Annotated in this window: 19 protein-coding genes; 9 read left to right on the plus strand and 10 right to left on the minus strand. The window is 68.7% G+C overall.

Annotation, left to right across the window (positions count from 1 at the left end):
- Positions 1 to 19: 19 nt before the first annotated feature.
- The 3 genes from CXY76_RS06225 to CXY76_RS06235 are packed head-to-tail and all read right to left on the minus strand — an operon-like array spanning position 20 to position 4,067.
- Positions 20 to 865, minus strand: a complete 846-nt coding sequence (locus tag CXY76_RS06225; RefSeq protein WP_104163378.1) for a glycosyltransferase — start codon at positions 863 to 865, stop codon at positions 20 to 22.
- Positions 862 to 1,833 carry a glycosyltransferase gene (locus CXY76_RS06230; protein WP_104163379.1) on the minus strand — a complete coding sequence of 324 codons (972 nt, stop codon included), beginning with the start codon at positions 1,831 to 1,833 and terminating at the stop codon, positions 862 to 864. The genes CXY76_RS06225 and CXY76_RS06230 overlap by 4 nt, the downstream gene beginning before the upstream one ends.
- The gene (locus tag CXY76_RS06235) at positions 1,830 to 4,067 is read right to left on the minus strand and encodes a YfhO family protein (protein ID WP_146073388.1); all 2,238 of its coding nucleotides are present in this window, start codon (positions 4,065 to 4,067) and stop codon (positions 1,830 to 1,832) included. Before CXY76_RS06235 ends, CXY76_RS06230 begins: the two co-directional genes overlap by 4 nt.
- A gap of 199 nt (positions 4,068 to 4,266) precedes the next feature.
- Between CXY76_RS06235 and CXY76_RS06240 the strand changes: the two genes are divergently transcribed.
- The 3 genes from CXY76_RS06240 to CXY76_RS06250 are packed head-to-tail and all read left to right on the plus strand — an operon-like array spanning position 4,267 to position 7,176.
- Positions 4,267 to 5,154, plus strand: coding sequence for a glycosyltransferase family A protein (locus tag CXY76_RS06240; protein WP_104163381.1), 888 nt, complete (start codon positions 4,267 to 4,269; stop codon positions 5,152 to 5,154).
- Between the two features lie 40 nt (positions 5,155 to 5,194).
- Positions 5,195 to 6,211 (plus strand): glycosyltransferase, encoded by a 1,017-nt coding sequence (locus CXY76_RS06245; RefSeq protein WP_233199607.1) that lies wholly within the window; start codon positions 5,195 to 5,197, stop codon positions 6,209 to 6,211.
- Positions 6,208 to 7,176: an NAD-dependent epimerase/dehydratase family protein gene (locus tag CXY76_RS06250; RefSeq protein WP_104163382.1), complete on the plus strand. Its 969-nt coding sequence runs from the start codon at positions 6,208 to 6,210 to the stop codon at positions 7,174 to 7,176. Before CXY76_RS06245 ends, CXY76_RS06250 begins: the two co-directional genes overlap by 4 nt.
- Positions 7,177 to 7,442: 266 nt before the next feature.
- Here the strand turns inward: CXY76_RS06250 and rfbA are convergent, their stop codons facing one another.
- Positions 7,443 to 8,309, minus strand: coding sequence for a glucose-1-phosphate thymidylyltransferase RfbA (gene rfbA, locus CXY76_RS06255; protein WP_104163383.1), 867 nt, complete (start codon positions 8,307 to 8,309; stop codon positions 7,443 to 7,445).
- 3 nt (positions 8,310 to 8,312) lie between these two features.
- The gene (locus CXY76_RS06260; protein WP_104163384.1) at positions 8,313 to 8,921 is read right to left on the minus strand and encodes a dTDP-4-dehydrorhamnose 3,5-epimerase family protein; all 609 of its coding nucleotides are present in this window, start codon (positions 8,919 to 8,921) and stop codon (positions 8,313 to 8,315) included.
- Positions 8,922 to 8,997: 76 nt separating this feature from the next.
- Here CXY76_RS06260 and rfbB point away from each other — a divergent pair, with 76 nt between their 5' ends.
- Genes rfbB through CXY76_RS06275 form a run of 3 tightly spaced genes read left to right on the plus strand, consistent with a single transcriptional unit; the run spans position 8,998 to position 11,991 of the window.
- A complete protein-coding gene (gene rfbB, locus CXY76_RS06265; RefSeq protein ID WP_104163385.1) occupies positions 8,998 to 9,984 on the plus strand; it encodes a dTDP-glucose 4,6-dehydratase in 987 nt (328 codons plus the stop codon).
- A 10-nt stretch (positions 9,985 to 9,994) separates the two neighbouring features.
- Entirely contained in the window at positions 9,995 to 10,849 is an 855-nt protein-coding gene (rfbD, locus tag CXY76_RS06270; protein ID WP_104163386.1) for a dTDP-4-dehydrorhamnose reductase, read from the plus strand.
- Positions 10,846 to 11,991, plus strand: a complete 1,146-nt coding sequence (locus tag CXY76_RS06275; RefSeq protein ID WP_104163387.1) for a glycosyltransferase family 1 protein — start codon at positions 10,846 to 10,848, stop codon at positions 11,989 to 11,991. The genes rfbD and CXY76_RS06275 overlap by 4 nt, the downstream gene beginning before the upstream one ends.
- A gap of 9 nt (positions 11,992 to 12,000) precedes the next feature.
- Here CXY76_RS06275 and CXY76_RS06280 read toward each other — a convergent pair whose 3' ends face one another.
- The 3 genes from CXY76_RS06280 to CXY76_RS06290 are packed head-to-tail and all read right to left on the minus strand — an operon-like array spanning position 12,001 to position 15,052.
- The gene (locus tag CXY76_RS06280) at positions 12,001 to 13,365 is read right to left on the minus strand and encodes an LCP family protein (RefSeq protein WP_233199608.1); all 1,365 of its coding nucleotides are present in this window, start codon (positions 13,363 to 13,365) and stop codon (positions 12,001 to 12,003) included.
- On the minus strand, positions 13,362 to 13,907 hold the full coding sequence (gene purE / locus CXY76_RS06285; RefSeq protein WP_369826089.1) for a 5-(carboxyamino)imidazole ribonucleotide mutase: 546 nt from the start codon (positions 13,905 to 13,907) through the stop codon (positions 13,362 to 13,364). Before purE ends, CXY76_RS06280 begins: the two co-directional genes overlap by 4 nt.
- A gap of 8 nt (positions 13,908 to 13,915) precedes the next feature.
- On the minus strand, positions 13,916 to 15,052 hold the full coding sequence (locus CXY76_RS06290; protein ID WP_104163388.1) for a 5-(carboxyamino)imidazole ribonucleotide synthase: 1,137 nt from the start codon (positions 15,050 to 15,052) through the stop codon (positions 13,916 to 13,918).
- A 139-nt stretch (positions 15,053 to 15,191) separates the two neighbouring features.
- Between CXY76_RS06290 and CXY76_RS06295 the strand changes: the two genes are divergently transcribed.
- Positions 15,192 to 15,773 carry a GtrA family protein gene (locus CXY76_RS06295; RefSeq protein ID WP_104163389.1) on the plus strand — a complete coding sequence of 194 codons (582 nt, stop codon included), beginning with the start codon at positions 15,192 to 15,194 and terminating at the stop codon, positions 15,771 to 15,773.
- On the opposite strand, the gene CXY76_RS06300 is transcribed toward CXY76_RS06295, so the two are convergent.
- Both CXY76_RS06300 and CXY76_RS06305 read right to left on the minus strand, forming a co-directional pair.
- Positions 15,732 to 16,289 (minus strand): PH domain-containing protein, encoded by a 558-nt coding sequence (locus tag CXY76_RS06300; RefSeq protein ID WP_233199609.1) that lies wholly within the window; start codon positions 16,287 to 16,289, stop codon positions 15,732 to 15,734. The two genes, CXY76_RS06295 and CXY76_RS06300, sit on opposite strands and share 42 nt — an antisense overlap.
- A 21-nt stretch (positions 16,290 to 16,310) precedes the next feature.
- Entirely contained in the window at positions 16,311 to 17,144 is an 834-nt protein-coding gene (locus CXY76_RS06305) for a biotin--[acetyl-CoA-carboxylase] ligase (protein WP_104163390.1), read from the minus strand.
- Positions 17,145 to 17,386: 242 nt separating this feature from the next.
- Here CXY76_RS06305 and CXY76_RS06310 point away from each other — a divergent pair, with 242 nt between their 5' ends.
- Together CXY76_RS06310 and CXY76_RS06315 are read left to right on the plus strand one after the other, a co-directional pair.
- Complete coding sequence (locus CXY76_RS06310; RefSeq protein ID WP_233199617.1) at positions 17,387 to 18,922, plus strand: acyl-CoA carboxylase subunit beta; 1,536 nt, start codon at positions 17,387 to 17,389, stop codon at positions 18,920 to 18,922.
- An 11-nt stretch (positions 18,923 to 18,933) separates the two neighbouring features.
- Complete coding sequence (locus CXY76_RS06315) at positions 18,934 to 19,173, plus strand: acyl-CoA carboxylase epsilon subunit (RefSeq protein WP_104163392.1); 240 nt, start codon at positions 18,934 to 18,936, stop codon at positions 19,171 to 19,173.
- Positions 19,174 to 19,210 lie beyond the last annotated feature (37 nt).

Consider the following 19,210-nt stretch of genomic DNA (forward strand, 5'->3'; position numbering starts at 1 on the left):
TTCGGACCAAAGTTCGATCCTACTGGGGCGTGTCTGTGTGCTTGCTTACGGCCATCCGTCGATACACCGCTCGCCGGATGACGACCGGAACGAAACGATACCCGCCGCGGACGATCACATTGCGGAGGAACTGGCCGGGGGTGACGAACCCGTCCGCCAACAGCCGGCGCTGCAGGGCGAGCTCACTGCGGAACAGGGACAGGCCACCGCGCCGGTTGTAGGCACCGGAATCGACCCTGTACATGACCAGCGGTTCGGGCAGGTTGCGCACCGTGGCGCCGGCCATGATCATCCGGGCGAACAACCAGTAGTCCTCCATCAGCGGAAGATGGCGGTAACCGCCCGAGGCCTCGACGGCCGACTTGCGATACACGACGGTGGGGTGGTTGAACGGGTCGCGGAATCTGGCCTGGCGGCTGATTTCCGCCTGCCCGACCGGCGGCACCCGGCGGCCGAGGATCTTGTCGAGCTCGTTGAATTCCAGCATGCCCGTTCCGACCAGGTCACACCCCTCCTCGATGGCGGGCAGCTGCCTGGCGAATCGTTCGGGCAGCGAGATGTCGTCGGCATCCATGCGTGCGACCACGTCGAACCGGCACGCGGCCAGCCCGCGGGTGAGCGCGATGGCCAGGCCCACGTTGACGTCCAGGTCGACGCGGCGAACCTCGACCGGGGAGGCGTCGATGGCCGTGGTGATGGCTTCGGCCAGCGCCGGGCTGATCGGTCCGTCCCGCACCAGGACCACCTCGGTCGGGCGACGGGTCTGGTCGGTGACGGCGCTGGAGAACGCCCGGGTGAAGTACTCGGGCCGGTCCCCCAGGTAGACGGGCAGAAGCAGGGAGAAGGGGAGGCCTGGGCTCGTCACGACGACGCCCTGGCCGGCCCGGCCTCCGCCGCGGCGACGGACTCGCTCACCCGGCCGAACCCGGCGAGCACCTCGGCGTTCGTGGCCGGTCGGGTGGTGAGCCCCTCGCGCAGGCCTTCCCGCAGGCCGTGCCGGAGCGTGGCCCGGTCTGCGGAGTGCACGAAGGTGCTGATCCAGCTGCGGGCCGTCGCCCCGGCGTAGATCAGCCGCTCAAAGGTGGACAGTGCCGGCGAGAGGCGCAGCAGCCACAGCTTGTTGCGCACCTCCAACCGGAACCGCGGCCCGGGGTCGATGTTCGTCGAGCCGAAGACCTTGGTCTTGTGCACCACGATGCTGCGTCGGCAGAGGTATCCCGTCGACCCGCGCAGGATCCGGGCGGTGTACTCGAAGTCGTCGTTCCAGAGGAAGTACCCGGCGACCGGCAGACCGTGCTCGGCGACGGCGCGTGCGTCGATCATGACCGAAACGAACGACGCCGACCGCACCGGATAGCAGTCGAACTCGCGGGCGCGCTCCAGGGAGCGGCGCCCAGCGAACGGCCGCGCCCGTGGCATGTTCATCGGGTGCTCCCGGCCGTCGGTCCAATGCACCGTCGACGCGAGGATCCTGGTGGATGCCGGCGCGTGCGCGCGTGCCGTCAGGAGCTCGGCGAGAGCGGTCTCGGTGGGGACGGTGTCGTCGTCCATCAGCCAGACCAGGTCGGCTCCGAGCGGGCCGACGGCCTCGGCCAGGCCGGCCGTGAAGCCGCCCGCACCGCCGGTGTTCCGGTCGAGCACCACCAGGGTCACCTCGGGGTGCGCCGAACGAACGGCCTCTGCGGTGCCGTCGGTGGACGCGTTGTCGATCACCAGGAGCTCATCGGGCCGCCGGGTTTGACCGGCCAGGGCGGCCAGGCTTTCCAGGAGCAGGTCGCGACGGTTGAAGGCCACGACCACGACCACGACTTTTTCGGCAGGCGTATTCGTCATGACTTCTCAACTTTCAGTGGTTCGCGGAGTTCCCTGACCCAGTTCGGTCGCGCCGGACGTGATCCCGCCCGGTCTCGTCCCCACAGCCTGAGCGCTCCCCAGCCGAGCAGGAGCACAACCAGCAGAACGCTGGAGAGGATCTGGACCGGCCAGCCCGGCGCCCGGAAGGACACCGTCACGACGTCGCCGACGGAATCGGCGGGAATGTCGATGCCCATCATGAAGCCGTTGACGAGCTCTTCCGACACGGTGCCGCCGTCGACCTCGTAGCCCGGCCACGAGATCCGGCTCAGGGCGACCTGGCCGCCGTCGTCGCCGACGGCGTCGACGCGGAAGGAGACCCCCATGTCGTCCTCGTGGAGCACCGTCACCTCGGTGTCGTCAGAGCTCCACACCACGCTGCCGGCGCCGGGCACCGGCGTGTCCCGGACGATCAGCCTGGTCAGCTCGGTGTCCTGCGCCACGTGCCAGCCGTCGGGGGTCTGGGCCCAGAGCTCTTCCGGAACCGTGCTCTTCACGATCAGGACCGAGCTGACGCCCAGGTCGTCGACGAGGTTCTGGCCGGTGTCGGCGCCCGCCGTGAACAGCCTCGGCAGCAGGTCGGCACAGGTGACACCCTGGTAGGCCATGCACAGCGCATCGCCGTAGCCCGGGTAGAAGACCGAGGTGTACGCGTTCTGCACGGGCGCATCCGGGATGTACCAGAGGTTGGCCACCGTGGTTTCGGCCCAGTCGCCCTGCTGGATCTGACCGTTCTGCGGTCCACCGACCACGAGGACATCGCCCTCGGCGTCGGTGAGCAGGTCCCGGTAGCTCTGCACCGAGCTCGGCACCTGGTAGTTGAGCAGTGGACCGCTGGTGTGCACGATGTGCTGCGGGTAGATCACGCCGAGGGTCACGACCACCGCCAGTGCAGGGAGGACCCAGGCACGCGAGGCCCGCGCCCGGTCCCGCCACGGTATGGGCAGGCCCGGCAGCCCGCCGGGGGAGGTGATCCGGTAGAACACCCAGAGCACGATCAGCACAGCGAGGGTGGCGAGGGCGACCACCCCGGCGTACTGCGGACCCTGGAACACCGTCAGCATGGCGCCGAAAAGCGTGTACGCGCAGGCGGCCAGGAAGCGTCGGCGCGAGATCACCTCGACCCGGGCCAGGGACAGCCCGATGGCGAGGATCAGGAGCACCGCGATGGCCAGGTACGGCATCATCCGCAACGGAATGCGGAGCGGCCCGACGTCGCTGGGCAGCAGCACGCCGATCAGCGCGACGCCGAAGAAGATCACGACGCTCAGCCGGGTGGCGAGCACCGGCATGAACCGCTTCCACGCGACGAAAGCGAACAGCGGGAGCATCCAACTTATATAGACCAGCGGAGCCGAGGGGAAGAAGGCACCGAAGAAGCCGACCTGCGGGATCCCGACGGGCGTGTTGGCGGCCACCAGGCCGCTCAGGTCCACCGTCAGGAGCCCCGTGTTCACGACGCCCTTGGTGCGCCCGGACGTTCCCGCGGTCAGGAGCCCCGGAAGGTGCACGATGACGGCGAACAGTCCGGCGCCGGTGGCGATGAGGAAGGCGCGCACGATGGACGCCCGGTGCCGGGCGATGAACGCCTCGGCGATCGTGGCGGCGAGGGCCACGGCCAGGAAGATCGTGGCGTGCACGTAGCCGATGCCGACGGTGCCGATGCAGGCCAGCAGTGCCAGGGCGGGCGACTTGGCCGAGAAGACGGCCCGCCTGGTCAACGCCCAGGCCAGTGCCCACATGCTCCAGGCCAGCAGGCCGTTCACCCAGGTGGTCGCATCCAGGTAGAAGGTCACGCCGGTGAACGGGAGCGCGACGGCGACGGCCGCCGCCCAGCCGCGGCCGGCCTGGAAGGTGCGGGCCAGCAGGTACGCGCCCAGCGAACCCGCGACCAGGCAGATCACCTTGACCACCGTGGAGAAGATCAGGGCGTTGCCCGCCCAGTGCGACCAGAGGCCGATCAGCCAGAGGACCGGGCTGAAGATCCCCCACGCGCCTTCGGCGAGATAGTTGCCGGACTGCCAGACCAGGGGGTTGATCAGCGACCAGTTCCCCTCGAGGATGCGGGTTCCGATCTCGTACCACTGGCCGAAGGCACCCGACTGGGTGTCGTCGATGAAGTAGTAGCCACGGTTGACCAGCAACGGGAGAGCAGCCCCGACCAGTACGGCGACGACCACAACGGCGGGCCATACGAATCTCGACTTCAGCAACAGATTGCCCTTTTCTCGCCCTGATCAGGATGTGACGGTCGTCACTGTGCGCGCCCGCAGGGGTGATTGCCGGCCCGCTCTGCGCGAACCGCCTCCCCATTCTCGCCTAGGGTCGCCCCGCGCGGGGACAGAGGTCGCTCAGGACCACCCGGTATCGTGAAGGCTCAGCACTACGAAGGATGCGAGTCACACTTAACCTATGACACACGATGCGACGTTCCCTGATGATCAGCCTCTCGTCTCGATCGTCATCCCCGCCTACAACAACGCGGACTACCTCGACGAGACCATGAAGAGCGTGCTCGGCCAGACGTACACCAACCTCGAGGTGATCGTCTCCGACCACGCGTCCACCGACGACACCTGGGCCGTCATGCAGCGCTACAGCTCCGACCCTCGCGTCACCCTGCTGCACACCGAGGGCGGCGGCGGTGCACTGCGCAACTGGAACCGGGTGAGCCAGGCGGCCACCGGCGAGCTGATCAAACTCGTCTGCGGCGACGACCTGCTCTACCCCACCATCGTCGCCCAGCAGGTCGCCGCGCTGCTGCGGGAGCCCGGCGCCGTCCTGGCCGCCTCCCCCCGTGACATCGTCGACGCCAACGGCGCTCCGGTGCTGAAGAACCGCGGCCTGGCCGGCCTGATCGGCGTGCACGACGGCACCGTCGCGGTGCGGAAGACCGTCACCCAGGGCACCAATATCTTCGGCGAACCCGGCTGCGTGATGATGCGCCGGAGCGTCTTGGAGAAGGTGGGCTGGTGGGATTCGCGCTGGCCGTACCTGATCGACGAGACCTCCTATTCGCTGGTGCTGCTCGAGGGAAAGTTCGTCGGCGTACCGGGCAGCCTGGCCGGTTTCCGCATCTCCGACAGCCAGTGGAGCGTGCGCCTGGTCGCCGAGCAGGCTGAGCAGGCGATCGGCTTCCACAACTGGATGGCGAAGACCCGCCCCGATGTCGTTTCAGGCACCGACCGGCGGATCGGCAACACCCGCGCCAGGGTGATGGCCCAGGTTCGCCGGCTCGCCTACATCTGGCTCGGCCGGCGCATGTCCAAGGCGGTGACGACGGATGCCGCAGCCAACTGACCCGGCCGACGAAACGGCCCGTGTGATAGGTTCTGAACCCGTGACACTCCCCTCAGCAGAACCCGACGTCGCCGACCACAGCATCTCGATCGTCATCCCCGTCTATCAGGGAGAACGCACCCTCACCGGCGTGCTCGAGGAGATCGAACCGCTGACCCGGCTGAGCATCACCCCCGACGGTTACAGCTTCCGGGTCGAAGAGGTCCTGTTGGTCTTCGACCACGGCCCGGACGACTCGGCGTCGATCATCCGCAGCATCACCGACAGGTTCCCGTTCGCCCGCGGCATCTGGCTGAGCAAGAACTTCGGCCAGCACGCGGCGACCCTCGCCGGCATGGCCTCTTCCGGCGGCGACTGGATCGTCACCCTCGACGAGGACGGCCAGCACGACCCCCGCGCCATCGGCGGGATGCTCGACACCGCGATGCGCGAGCAGGCCAGCGTCGTCTACGCCAAGCCGACCAACCCGGCCCCGCACGGGCCCGTGCGCAACGCCGCCTCGAAGACCGCGAAGTACCTGCTCACCAAGCTGTCCGGCACCGGCGCCGCCGCCGACTACCAGAGCTACCGGCTGATGCTCGGCAACATCGGCCGCAGCGTCGCCGCCTATGCCGGCTCCGGGGTGTACCTCGACGTCGCCATCGGCTGGGTCGCCTCCCGCGTCACGACCTCCCCGGTCGAACTGCGCGAGGAAGGCGAACGCAGCTCCGGCTATTCGGCCCGCCGGTTGTTCTCGCACTTTTGGCGCATGATCCTCACCACCGGCACGAGGGGGCTGCGGATCGTCAGCGGCCTCGGCGTGATCTTCGCCGTGATCGGCGTGATCTTCGCCATCGTCATCTTCATCCAGCGGCTCGCCGGCGACATCGCGATCCAGGGCTGGGCGTCGCTCAGCGTCCTGGTGCTGCTGAGCGCGGGGTTCATCCTGTTCTCCCTGGGCATCATCGCCGAGTACATCGGCATCAACGTGAACATGGCCATGGGCAAGCCGCCGTACCTGATTACGACCGACCCGGCGGATGGGCCTCTCGGGCGGACGCGCAAAGCCGCCAAGTGACCACCTACGTCTGGGTGATCGGGGCCCGTGGCCTGCTGGGCAGCGCCACGGCCGCCGCGATCACCCGTCGCGCCGGCTGGGAGTTGCTGAGCGCAGAACCCCTGCCCTGGGCCGATGACGACGCCCTGACCGCCGCCGCCGCCGCGACCGCCGCCCGGCTGCTCGACACCGCCGCCACCGAGCGCGCGAACTGGGCGGTGCTCTGGCTGGCCGGAAACGCCGTCACCTCCACTCCCCCCGCCGCGATCGATCGGGAACTCCGCCAGCTGCGGCTGGTGCTCGACGCCGTCGGCGTCGCCGCCGCCCACCAGGGCACCGCCGGCACCGGCGCCGTGTTCTACGCGTCCTCGGCCGGCGGCGTGTACGGCGGCTCGGCGCATCCGCCGTTCGACGAGCACAGCACACCCGTGCCGATCTCGGGCTACGGACGGTTCAAACTCGACGCCGAGGCGAACCTGTTCGCTTTCTCCCGGGCCACCGGGGTCTCGGTGCTCGCCGGCCGGATCGCCAACCTGTACGGGCCCGGCCAGAAGCTGGGCAAGATGCAGGGCCTGATCTCGCACCTGGCCAAGGCCCAGTTCTCGCCCAAGCCGGCGTCGATCTTCGTGCCGCTGGAAACCATGCGGGACTACATCTTCGTGCGCGACTGCGCCGAACTCGTCGTGGACTGCGTCGCCAGGCTGCTCTCGGTCACCGCCGCCACCGGACGCGCCGAGGTGATCAAGAACCTCGCCTCGGGTCAGGCCGTGACCATCAGCAACCTGCTCGGCCAGATCCGCAGTCTCGCCAAGGGCCAGCCGAACGTGATGCTGGGCTATTCGGCCGAGGCCTCGATGCAGGGCCTGGACCTGCGCATCACCTCGACCGTGTGGCCGGACCTGGACCGGCGGCAGCTGACCAGCCTGCCCGCGGGGATCAAGGCCACCATGGACGACGTCCTCGCCCACATCCAGTCCGGCGGCTGACACCCCGAGGACTTCCTGCACGGCAGGGGATATCCGCCGAGGCGGCGCATCCGGTGAGTTGCCAGTTCGCGCCCCCGGCAGGCACGTGAGAGGGCCGCAACTGGAAACTCACCGCGTCTCCCCTAGCTGACTTGCCAGTTGGCGCCCCTTCGGCGACCTTCACCGGGCCTCAACTGGCATCTCGCGGCGGCACCGGCGCCGAGACGCCGCAAAAGGCCCCCTGGAACGTATCCAGGGGGCATTGTGCGGCATGTCAGCGAGAGCTGTCAGTCGGTCTTGAGCAGCCCGTTCAGGTAGACGCCGTAGCCGCTCTTGGCCAGCGGGGCGGCGAGACGGCTCAGCTGGGCGTCGTCGATCCAGCCGGCGCGCCAGGCGATCTCTTCGATGCAGCCGATCTTGTGGCCCTGGCGGTCTTCGATCACGCGCACGTACTCGGAGGCCTGCATCATCGATTCGAAGGTGCCGGTGTCCAGCCACGCGGTGCCGCGGTCCAGGACCTGCACGTGCAGGTTGCCCTGGTTGAGGTAGCGCTCGTTGACGGTGGAGATCTCCAGCTCGCCGCGGGCGGACGGTTCGATCGACTTGGCGATCTCGACCACGGAGTTGTCGTAGAAGTACAGGCCGGGCACGGCGTAGTTGCTCTTGGGCTTGGTGGGCTTCTCTTCGATCGACACGGCGGTGAAGTCGTCGTCGAACTCCACGACGCCATAGGCGGTGGGGTTGGACACGTGGTACGCGAAGATCAGGGCGCCGTCGATGTCGGCGTTGTTGCGGAGTGCCGAGCCCAGGCCGGCGCCGTGGAAGATGTTGTCGCCGAGCACCAGGGCGACACTGTCGTCGCCGATGAAGTCCTCACCGATGGTGAACGCCTGTGCGAGGCCGTCCGGGGACGGCTGCACGGCGTACTCGATGCTGATGCCGAGCTCGCTACCGTCGCCGAGGAGGGCCTTGAACTGGTCGTTGTACTCGGGGGTGGTGATGATGAGCACCTCGCGGATACCGGCCATCATCAGCGTTGAGAGGGGGTAGTAGATCATCGGCTTGTCGTAAATGGGCATCAGCTGCTTCGAGATGCCCTTGGTGATCGGCCAGAGGCGGGTTCCTGAGCCTCCGGCGAGAATGATTCCGCGCATGGTCTAGTTCCGTTCGTTGAGCGACTGGTAGAAGGCGCGGGCGGCGTCCCAGGTGGGCAGCAGTCCGCTCGCGGCGGCCTCGGCGAGGCTGGGCGCGTCGGTGTCCTTGGGGGACAGCAGCAGCTCCCCGGCCGACGACGGGAACACCAGGCCGACCTCGTCATCGAGCGGGTTGATCCCGTGCTCGGCGCCGGCGGTGTAGGTGGAGGAGACCAGGTAGCTCACGGTGGCCTTGTCGGTCAGGGCCACGAACGCGTGGCCGAGGCCCTCGGCGATGTACACGGCCTTACGGTCGACGTCGTCCAGCAGCACCGAGTCCCACTGGCCGAAGGTCGGCGAGCCGACCCGGATGTCGACGATGAAGTCGATGATCGCACCGTGCGTGGCGGTGACGTACTTGGCCTGGCCCGGCGGGATGTCGGCGAAGTGGATGCCGCGCACGACCCCGCGGCTGGACACGCTGGTGTTGGCCTGACGCAGGTCGAGCGGGTGCCCGACCGCCTCGGACAGCTTGTCGAAGCGGTACCACTCGAGGAAGACTCCCCGGTCGTCCCCGAACTGCTTGGGGGTCACCTCGTAGGAATCGGGGACGGAGAGTTCACGAATCTGCACGTTTGCCAGCCTAGCAAGGCGTGTCCAGTAGAATCGCGGAGGCACCTTTACGCAAACGGAATGGTCACGTATATATATGAAGATCCTCGTCACCGGCGGAGCCGGGTTCATCGGCTCGAACTTTGTTCGTCGCACCCTGCAGGACGCTTACCCAGGCCTGGAAGGCGCTGAGGTCGTCGTTCTGGACGCCCTCACCTACTCCGGCAACCTGGAGAACCTGGCCCCCGTGGCCGACTCCGAGCGCTACACCTTCGTCAAGGGCGACATCCGCGACGGCGCCCTGCTGGACACCCTCTTCCCTGGCCTGGACGCCGTGGTGCACTTCGCCGCGGAATCCCACGTGGACCGCTCGGTGCGGGACGCGTCGATCTTCGTCGAGACCAACGTTCTCGGCACCCAGCAGCTGCTCGACGCGGCGCTGCGCAACAACCTCCCCCGGTTCGTGCACGTGTCCACCGATGAGGTCTACGGCTCCATCGCGGAGGGCTCCTGGAACGAAGAGCGCGCCCTCGAGCCCAACTCGCCGTACTCCGCGTCCAAGGCCGGCAGCGACCTGCTCGCCCGCAGCTACCACCGCACCCACGGCCTGAACGTGTCGATCACCCGCTGCTCGAACAACTACGGCCCGTACCACTTCCCCGAGAAGGTCATCCCGCTGTTCGTGACCAACCTCATCGACGACCTGCACGTTCCCCTCTACGGCGAGGGCAACAACATCCGCGACTGGCTGCACGTGGACGACCACACCCGCGCCATCGCGATGGTCCTGGTCTCCGGCCGCGCCGGCGAGATCTACAACATCGGCGGCGGCACCGAGCTGACCAACGTCGAGCTCACCCAGCTGCTGCTGGACGCCACCGGCAAGGACTGGTCCTACGTGGACCGGGTCGCCGACCGCCTCGGCCACGACCTGCGCTACTCCGTGGACATCTCCAAGATCCAGGCCGAACTGGGCTACTCCCCCGAGGTGCCCTTCGAGAAGGGCCTGGCCGACGTTGTGCAGTGGTACCGCGACAACCGCTCCTGGTGGGAACCCCTCAAGGCCAGCGCGGCGTTGAGCTGAGCCACCTGACATGACCCGTTATCTGATCGCCGGCGCGGCCGGGATGCTCGGCCGCGACCTGCAGGACGCCCTCAAGGGCCGTGACGTCACGGCCGTTGACCGCAGCGAGCTGGACATCACCGACCTCGCCGCCGTTCGGAAGGCCGTCGCCGGCCACGACGTGATCATCAACGCCGCCGCGTACACCGCGGTGGACGCGGCGGAGGAGAACGAGGCCGCCGCGTACGCGGTGAACGCCATCGGCCCGCGCAACCTCGCGATCGGAGCCGCCTTCGGCGGCGCCAAACTCGTGCAGATCTCCACCGACTACGTCTTCGACGGCACCGGCAACACGCCGTACCCCGAGGACACCGCGATCGACCCGCTCAACGCGTACGGCCGCACCAAGGCCGCCGGTGAACAGTTCGTGCTCACCGAGAACCCCACAGGCAGCTACATCGTGCGCACAGCGTGGCTTTACGGCGCGCACGGGCCCAACTTCGGCCGCACCATGCTCACCCTCGCCGCAGGCCGGGACACCGTGTCCGTCGTCGCCGACCAGTTCGGCCAGCCCACCTGGACCGTCGACCTGGCCCGCCAGATCGTGGCGATGCTCGACGCCGACGCGCCCGCGGGCATCTACCACGGCACCAACGCCGGGCAGACGAACTGGTTCGGGTTCGCCCGCGCCGTGTTCGCCAGCGCGGGACTGGACCCGGACCGGGTGCTGCCCACCGACGGCAGCAAGTTCGTGCGGCCGGCCCCCCGGCCGTCGTACTCGGTGCTCGGGCACGACGCCTGGTCCGCCGCGGGTCTGGCCCCGATGCGGCCCTGGACCGAGGCCCTCGCGGACGCCGCGACCCACGGCGCTTTCACCCCGTCATGATCACCCTCCGGGTCATCGTGGACCAGATGGTCTCGCCGGTTCCTGGCGGGCTCGGCCGGTACACCGAGGAACTCACCCGGTCGCTGATCACCACGGCGCCGACCGACTGTGTGGTCGAGGGCATCGTCTCGGCGTCCTCTGCGGAGCACTACGACCAGATCACCACGGCCCTGCCCGGCCTCGCTGGCCTGCACAAGATGGCGCTGGCGCGCCGTGAACTCGCCGCGGCCTGGCAGCTGGGCGTGGCGACCTCCGCCGGCCACGGCCTCGTGCACGCCCCCGGCCTGTTCGCTCCGCTGCACCGCCACGACAGGGCCAGGGACGAGACCCAGGTCGCCGTGACGGTGCACGACGTGCTCGCCTGGACGCATCCGGAGTCGCTGACCCCGACCACCGTCTCCCGCACCAAGCTGATGCTCAAACGCGCCCGCAAGCACGCTGACGCCATCGTGGTGCCCAGCCATGCCCTCGCCGACCAGCTCGGCGAGATCATGGACTTCGGCGACAGGGTGCGCGTCATCGGCGGTGCCGTCAGCAGCGGCCTGATGCTGCCGACGAATTCCGCCGCCGCCGAAGCCATGGCCGTGACGCTGGGGCTCCCCGACGAGTACATCCTCACCGCCGGCACCCTGGAACCGCGCCGCGCCGTCACCGCCCTCATCACGGCCCTGGGCCGCCCTGGCGCGGCGGACCTGCCGCTGCTGGTTGTCGGGCCGGATTCCTGGGGGGAGCTGACCCTCGCGTCGGTGGCCGACGAGGCCGGCCTCGCCCCTGACCGGGTGCGCGCGCTGGACGGCCTGACCGACCAGCAGCTCGCACTGGTGATCTCACGGGCGTCGGTCTTCGTCTACCCCAGCCTCGAAGAGGGCTTCGGCCTCCCGATCATCCAGGCCTTCCACTTCGGCACCCCGGTCATCCATTCGGATGCGCCGGCCCTGGTGGAGGCCGCCGGCGACGCGGGCTTCGTGGTGGAGCGGGACGACCCGGCCGGGTACCCCGAACGGCTCGCCGCCGCCCTGGACCGGGTGCTGGGCGACACGGCGCTCGCCGACAGGTTGCGCATCTTCGGCGGGGACAGGGCCAGGGCCTTCAGCTGGCGGGACACCGCCGAACGCGTCTGGCAGTTGCACGCCGACCTCTGAGCCTTCCGCTCAGGGCGCGGGGGTCTCCGTGACCGGGTTCAGCGCGGCGTCGATCAGGCCGGCGATCTGGTCGTAGTCGGGGTCGGTCGGGTCGACGCCGTTGTCCGGCACCAGTTCGACGGCTCCCACCGGAAGCTCCTTGGTCTTGGCCGCGAGTCTGGTGAAGTAGCCCAGCATGCCCTGGGGCACATCGGTCTTGACGACCTCCTGGCCGGCCTGGGCCACACCCTGGAACTTCGTGAGCACGTTGCCCGGGTTGAACTGCTGCAGGATCGCCTCCTGCAGAACCCGCTGGCGGGACATGCGGTCGTAGTCGCTGGTGCCGTGCCGGGCCCGGCCGTACCAGAGGGCGGTGAAACCGTCCATGTGCTGCGGCCCGGCCTCCACCCAGCCTTCGACGTCGCTGAGGTCGTCTTCCTGGCCACCGATGGGCAGCCGTTCCGCCACGGTGATGTCCACGCCGCCGAGGGCGTCGATGAGCTGGGAGAAGCCCTGCATGTCGATGAGCACGTAGTACTGGATGGTGAGCCCGGTGACGCCGCTGGCGGCGTCGCGCATGGCCTCGATGCCGGGTTCGCTGCCCTCGGCCACCGCGTTGGGGTACATCTCCGGGCTCTTCTGATCCACCTCGGTGTAGATCGAGTTGAGCTGGCAGACGTCAACGTCGCACACGCCGTCGTAGCCGTACCCGTCCGGGTACGACTCGTACAGGGGAGAACCCTCCGGGAACGGTACGTACTCGAGGTCGCGGGGAATGCCGATGATGTCGGCCTTGCCTGTTTTCGCGTCGATGCTGACCACCGAGGTGCTGTCCGGGCGCATGCCCAACCGGTCGGAACCTGCGTCGCCGCCGAGCAGCATGATGTTGTACCGGCCGTCGACCGGCGGCTCTGACGGGCCTTGCGCGAACACCGTCGAGAGAAACCCGCTGGCCGTCGTGGCCACATAGGCGCCGTAGCCGGCGGTTCCGGCCACAGCGACCATCACGACCGTCGCGAGCCCCGCGATGAACGGCCGGGCCTTGGGCCGGGCCTTCACGAGGCGGGTCAGCCGGATGGTGTCGAAGGTCAGGACCACCCAGACCATGGCGTAGAACACCATCACGGCGGCGAGGATCCACAGCCCGATGGAGTTGGTGGCCACGGTGAACAGGATCTCCGGGTTCAGCGAGTAGACGATGCCGGCGGCCACGATCAGGGCCAGGAAGGTCAGGCTGGCGCGCAGTCCGAACCGGCCGAGGCCGCGACTGCCCGCGAGCACCTGGGCGGAGCCGGGCAGGAGGATGTTGAGCACCACGAGCCACCAGGCCCGGCGGGTCATGACCTGCCGGGAGCCGGAGTTCGGGTGCCGGATCGGGCTGCTGGCGCTGCTCATAGCTTCGCTTGCAGGGCCGTGTTCTTCTGCTCCACCTGCTCGGCCAGCTGGTCGGCGTAGGCCTCCAGCTTGAGGCGCAGCGCGTCATCCGCCGTCGCCAGGATCTTGATGGCGATCAGGGCCGCGTTGCGTGCGCCGCCGATCGAAACCGTCGCGACGGGAACGCCGGCCGGCATCTGCACGATCGACAGCAGCGAGTCCAGGCCGTCCAGGCGGCCCAGCGGCACCGGAACGCCCACGACGGGCAGCGTCGTGACCGCGGCGAGCATGCCAGGCAGGTGCGCGGCGCCGCCGGCGCCGGCGATGATCACCTTGAGGCCGCGGCCCCAGGCGTCGGCACCGTATCGCATCATCTTTTCCGGCGTGCGGTGTGCCGAGACCACTTGCACCTCGTGGGCGACACCGAATTCGGCCAACATGGCCGCGGCGTCACTCATGACGTTCCAGTCGGAGTCCGACCCCATCACCACGCCGACGAGCACGGCTGAGGAGGGGGCGGACTCGGGGGCGGGAGTCGCGAGGTTGTCTGGCACGGTGACGATCTTAGACTTCAGTCCTGAAAATATGCCGCAGTGGCACGCGCCTGGTAGCTGACCGAGTCCAGATCGGGCCCGGATGCCGTGACGTGGCCGATCTTGCGTCCCGGCCTGGGGTCCTTGCCGTAGTTGTGCACCTTGACCGAGGGCTGCCCGGCGAACGCGGCGGGGTACCGGGCCGCCATGCTTCCCTCGGCGGGGCCACCGAGGACGTTGACCATCACCGACCAGGGTTCGCGGAGCGCCGTGCCGCCCAGAGGCAGGTCGAGCACCGCACGCAGGTGCTGCTCGAACTGGCTGGTCGTGGACCCGTCGATCGACCAGTGGCCGCTGTTGTGCGGCCGCATCGCGAGCTCGTTGACCAGCAACCGGCCGTCGGTTGTTTCGAAGAGTTCCACGGCGAGCACCCCGGTGACGCCGATGCCCTCCGCGACCCGCTCGGCGATGTCGGCGGCGAGCGCGCTGAGCCGGCCGGCCGACTTCGGGGCCGGCGCGATGACCTCGGCGCAGACGCCGTCCTGCTGCACGGTCTCGACGACGGGCCAGATCGCGATCTCGCCGGACGGGCGCCGCGCGACGACCTGCGCGAGTTCGCGGCGGAAGTCGACGAGCTCCTCGACCAGCAGGTCGCCGCCGTTGGCGTCCTCGGCGAGCGCGAGGAACCAGTCGTCGGCCTCGTGGGCGTGGGACACCACGCGCACCCCCTTGCCGTCGTAGCCGCCCCTGGCCGTTTTCACGACGGCCCGGCCACCGTGATCGGCCAGGAACTGCGCCAGCGCGTCAGCGTCGGCCACCCGCGCCCAGTCGGGGACGGGCAGGCCGAGCTCGGTCAGGCGCTCCCGCATGAGCAGCTTGTCCTGGGCGTAGAGCAGAGCGTCGGGCCCAGGGTGCACGCTGATGCCCCGGCTCACCAGTTCACGCAGGATCACCTGCGGAACGTGTTCGTGGTCGAAGGTCACCACGTCGACGGTCTCGGCGAACGCGAGGACCGTGGCGAGGTCGCGGTAGTCCCCCACCGACACCGCGGCGAGGTTCGCGGACATTCCGTCGGCTTCGGCCAGGACCCGAAGGTCGAGGCCGAGGTTCACCGCGGCGGGGATCATCATGCGGGCCAATTGGCCTCCGCCGATCACACCAACGATCGTGCTCATCTGTTCACCAATTTCTGTGCGACCGTTCATCCGAGGGCCCGGGAACTCTCAGGATGGGGAATATGCCGGGACGTAGACTGCGAGAGAAGCGCGTTTTCTCGCTACACGTTCCATTTTCACCTATCGGCCGGACGGATGCATGTCGAGAACAACCTTCAGCAGGTACCGGGTGTTTGCGTTTGCGACGCAGCTCGCGAAGTTCGGCATGGTCGGACTCGTCGGCTTCGCGGTGGACATCACGGTCTTCAACCTGTTGCGGGCGACGGTCTTCTCCCCCGAGGCCCTGGCGTCCGGACCGATCTGGGCGAAGGTCGTCTCGACGGTCCTCGCCATCCTGGCCAACTGGGTCGGCAACCGGTATTGGACCTTCTCGAAGGACCGCCGGTCACAGACCCTGCGTGAGGGCCTGGAATTCTTCGCGGTCAGCCTCGTCGGCATGGGAATCGGGTTGGCCTGCCTGTGGGTGAGCCACTACGTGCTCGGCTACACCAGCGTCATGGCCGACAACATCTCCTCGAACGTGGTCGGCCTGCTGCTCGGCGCCGTCTTCCGCTTCACCCTGTACAGGTACTGGGTGTTCTCACCGTCCCGCCGGGACGAGGCTCCGGTGACCACCGGCGCGGTGCCCACCCGCACGGTGCCCACCAGCACGGTGTCCACCAACACAGGGGCGCTGCGGCTACAGTCCCGCGCGGAGGCCGAATTCGTCACCGAGCGCTGACTGCTCCTGACGACGCGTGGCCATCACGGTCTGCGACTGCTCCATCAGGTCCTGCAACACCTGCTGCACGAGGTCGGCGTCGGGCACGTCCCGCAGCGACAACGGATGCTCGAGACCTGAATTGATCCGCACCGTGCCCGACCGGAACAGCGACTGCAGCCAGTTCTTGCGCACGGTGACGTCGTAGCCCCTGCTGTGCAGCAGCTCCTGCCGTTCGTGCACGAAGATGCCGTGCACGAAGATGATCCGGCGGCTGGTCACCGTGTACCGCCGGGTGAGCCAGGACACCAGCGGCAGCAGCCAGAGCAGTACGACGACCAGGCCGGCGCCGACCAGCAGCAGCACGTTCTGCCACGGCTCGGCCAGGCTTCCGGAGTAATAGCCGGTGACCCCGCACGCGCCGATCAGGAACAGGGTGGGCCAGAACAGGGCCCGGGCGTGCGAGCGCAGCCGGGCGATGACCACCTCGGGCGCCGTCGTCGGCACGCCGGGCATCGAATGGGCTGGGTTGGTCATATACCCATTAATACCTCAGATTCAGTACCGCAGATGGGTCACGTCCCCCGCGGCGACGGCCTGCAGTTCGCCGTTCGCCTGGTCCTCCACGATCAAACGGCCGTCACGGTCCAGCCCGACGGCCGTGCCCACCAGGTCCTGCCCGCCGGGCAGTTCGACGCGCACCGCGGCGCCCAGGGTGCCGCACAGGGCGGACACCTCGGCGTGCAGGCCACTGGCCACGGGGTCGGCCCCGGCGGCCAGGAAGTTCGCGGTGAGGGTCTGTAGCGCGCTCAGGTACGCGGCGAGCACCTCGTCGGGGTTCGGGACGCCACCGGTGACCAGCAGCAGCGAGGTGGACGTGAGGGTGGGCAGGTCGTGCTCGTCCAGGCTCAGGTTCAGCCCGGCGCCGATGCACAGGCCGCTGGCATCCGGCAGCAGCTCCGAGAGGATGCCGGAGACCTTGTAGCCGTCGATGAGCACATCGTTGGGCCACTTCAGCGTCACTTCGTGCCGAGGCGTGTCTTCGTCGCCGGGCGGCGGCGCCACGGCGTGCACGACCGAACGCACGGCCTGGGTCATGGCCGCGCCCGCGAGCAGGGGAAACCAGCCGTACCGGTTCGGCGGCAGGGCGCCGGTCTCCAGGCGCGGCCGCAGCAGCACCGAGATGGCCAGCGATTTGCCGCTGGGCGCCAGCCAGGTGCGGCCGAGGCGGCCGCGGCCGCTGGTCTGGTTGTCGGTGACGATGACCGACAGGTCGGGCCAGGCCGACGCATCCGGGCCCGTCGCCCGCGTCACGAGCACATCGTTGGTGGATCCGGCTTCGTCGAGGTACTCGAACCGTGCCCCGATGCCGCGGCTGATCGGAAATTCCATGCTGACGCCTCTTCTCACACCCCGCGGGGATCATAACTCCTGCAATTCTGCCCAGCTTTGGTCTGGCACCGGGGATGCGGCCCGGGCGGGCCCGAATTGCAGGAGTTGTGCACCCGGAGGGGCCGGGCGGGCGACACGCTCTGGGGGCGGTGCGGGGTGAGGCCGGTAGAGTGAACGGCGTGACTGAGAACCCGACCGGACCTGACCTGTACACGACGGCTGGCAAGCTCGCCGACCTCAAGATGCGCTACCACGAGGCCGTGACCGCGAGCGGCGAGGCCGCCATCGAGAAACAGCATGCCAAGGGCAAGATGACCGCCCGCGAACGGGTGGCGGAGCTGCTGGATCCGGGCTCGTTCGTCGAGCTCGACGAATTCGTGCGGCACCGCACCGTGGCATTCGGCATGGAGAAGAAGCGCCCCTACGGCGACTCCGTCGTCACCGGCACCGGCACCATCCACGGCCGACAGGTGGCCGTGTACTCCCAGGACTTCACGATCTTCGGCGGTTCGCTCGGCGAGGTCGCCGGCGAGAAGATCATCAAGGTGATGGACCTGGCCCTCAAGACCGGGGTGCCCATCATCGGCATCCTCGACTCCGGCGGAGCGCGCATCCAGGAGGGTGTCGTGGCCCTGGGCAAGTACGGCGAGATCTTCCGCCGCAACACCGCCGCATCCGGCGTGATCCCGCAGATCTCGATCATCTGCGGCCCCGCGGCCGGCGGCGCCGTGTACTCCCCCGCCCTGACCGACTTCGTGATCATGGTCGACAAGACCAGCCAGATGTTCGTCACCGGCCCCGACGTGATCAAGACCGTCACCGGCGAAGACGTGGGCATGGAGGAGCTCGGCGGCGCGCTGACCCACAACACCATCTCCGGCGTGGCGCACTACCTGGCCAGCGACGAGTCCGACGCCCTCGACTACGCGCGCACCCTGCTGGGCTTCCTGCCGGACAACAACCTCGCCGAGCTGCCCGTCTTCGACAGCGAGGTCGAACTCGAGACCACGGATGCCGACCTCAAGCTCAACACGCTGATCCCGGATTCGCCCAACCAGCCGTACGACGTGAAGACCGTCATCGAGCACATCGTCGACCACGGCGACTTCCTCGAGACCCAGCCGTTGTTCGCGCCGAACATCGTGGTGGGCTTCGCCCGCATCGAGGGCCGCAGCGTCGGCATCGTCGCCAACCAGCCCAACGCGATGGCCGGCACCTTGAACATCCCGGCCGGTGAGAAGGCGGCACGGTTCGTCAGGTTCTGCGACGCGTTCTCGATCCCGATCCTCACCCTCGTCGACGTGCCCGGCTTCCTGCCCGGCACTGACCAGGAGTGGACCGGAATCATCCGCCGCGGCGCGAAGCTGCTCTACGCGTACGCCGAGGCCACCGTGCCGCTGATCACCGTGATCCTGCGCAAGGCCTACGGCGGCGCGTACATCGTGATGGGTTCCAAGCAGCTCGGCGCCGACATCAACCTGGCCTGGCCCACTGCGGAGATCGCGGTGATGGGCGGCCAGGGCGCCGTGAACATCCTCTACCGCGCCGAGATCAAGAAGGCCGAAGCGGCCAACGAGGATGTCGCGGCCGTGCGCACCCGCCTGGCCAACGAGTACACCTACAACGTGGCCAGCCCGTTCCTCGCCGCCGAACGCGGCGAGCTCGACGGGATCATCGAACCGTCCGCGACCCGGGTGTCCGTCGTCAAGGCGTTGCGGGCGCTGCGCACCAAGCGCGCCAGCCTGCCGGCCAAGAAGCACGGGAACATCCCGCTGTAGGCGGCGCTGCCATGACTGCCTCAGAGAACCCCACGGGTTTCGACCCGGCCGAGCTCACCTTCGTCACGACGGGGGTCTCCGAACAGGAGGCCGCCGCGGTCACGGCCGTCCTGCGGGCCTTGCTGCGCGCTGAGTCCGACAGCCTGCGGGCCACGCCGAACGGCCCGGCCAGCCCCTGGCAGGACAGCCAGCGGGCCATCAGGGCGCCACTACCGCGGGGCGACGAACGCTGGCGCGGCTTCACGGCCTGAGCCGCACCGGCTGTCCCCCGCGCTGTCCCCCTAAATG

It is taken from the genome of Cryobacterium sp. N22 (genome assembly GCF_002929555.1).
GTDB lineage: Bacteria > Actinomycetota > Actinomycetes > Actinomycetales > Microbacteriaceae > Cryobacterium.

Bases quoted from the DNA above. Each gene is read 5' to 3' on its own strand.
- CXY76_RS06230 (WP_104163379.1), bottom strand. From the start codon at position 1,833: ATGACGAATACGCCTGCCGAAAAAGTCGTGGTCGTGGTCGTGGCCTTC.
- CXY76_RS06240 (WP_104163381.1), top strand. From the start codon at position 4,267: ATGACACACGATGCGACGTTCCCTGATGATCAGCCTCTCGTCTCGATC.
- rfbA (WP_104163383.1), bottom strand. From the start codon at position 8,309: ATGCGCGGAATCATTCTCGCCGGAGGCTCAGGAACCCGCCTCTGGCCG.
- rfbB (WP_104163385.1), top strand. From the start codon at position 8,998: ATGAAGATCCTCGTCACCGGCGGAGCCGGGTTCATCGGCTCGAACTTT.
- rfbD (WP_104163386.1), top strand. From the start codon at position 9,995: ATGACCCGTTATCTGATCGCCGGCGCGGCCGGGATGCTCGGCCGCGAC.
- CXY76_RS06275 (WP_104163387.1), top strand. From the start codon at position 10,846: ATGATCACCCTCCGGGTCATCGTGGACCAGATGGTCTCGCCGGTTCCT.
- CXY76_RS06280 (WP_233199608.1), bottom strand. From the start codon at position 13,365: ATGAGCAGCGCCAGCAGCCCGATCCGGCACCCGAACTCCGGCTCCCGG.
- CXY76_RS06290 (WP_104163388.1), bottom strand. From the start codon at position 15,052: ATGAGCACGATCGTTGGTGTGATCGGCGGAGGCCAATTGGCCCGCATG.
- CXY76_RS06295 (WP_104163389.1), top strand. From the start codon at position 15,192: ATGTCGAGAACAACCTTCAGCAGGTACCGGGTGTTTGCGTTTGCGACG.
- CXY76_RS06300 (WP_233199609.1), bottom strand. From the start codon at position 16,289: ATGACCAACCCAGCCCATTCGATGCCCGGCGTGCCGACGACGGCGCCC.
- CXY76_RS06305 (WP_104163390.1), bottom strand. From the start codon at position 17,144: ATGGAATTTCCGATCAGCCGCGGCATCGGGGCACGGTTCGAGTACCTC.
- CXY76_RS06310 (WP_233199617.1), top strand. From the start codon at position 17,387: ATGCGCTACCACGAGGCCGTGACCGCGAGCGGCGAGGCCGCCATCGAG.
- CXY76_RS06315 (WP_104163392.1), top strand. From the start codon at position 18,934: ATGACTGCCTCAGAGAACCCCACGGGTTTCGACCCGGCCGAGCTCACC.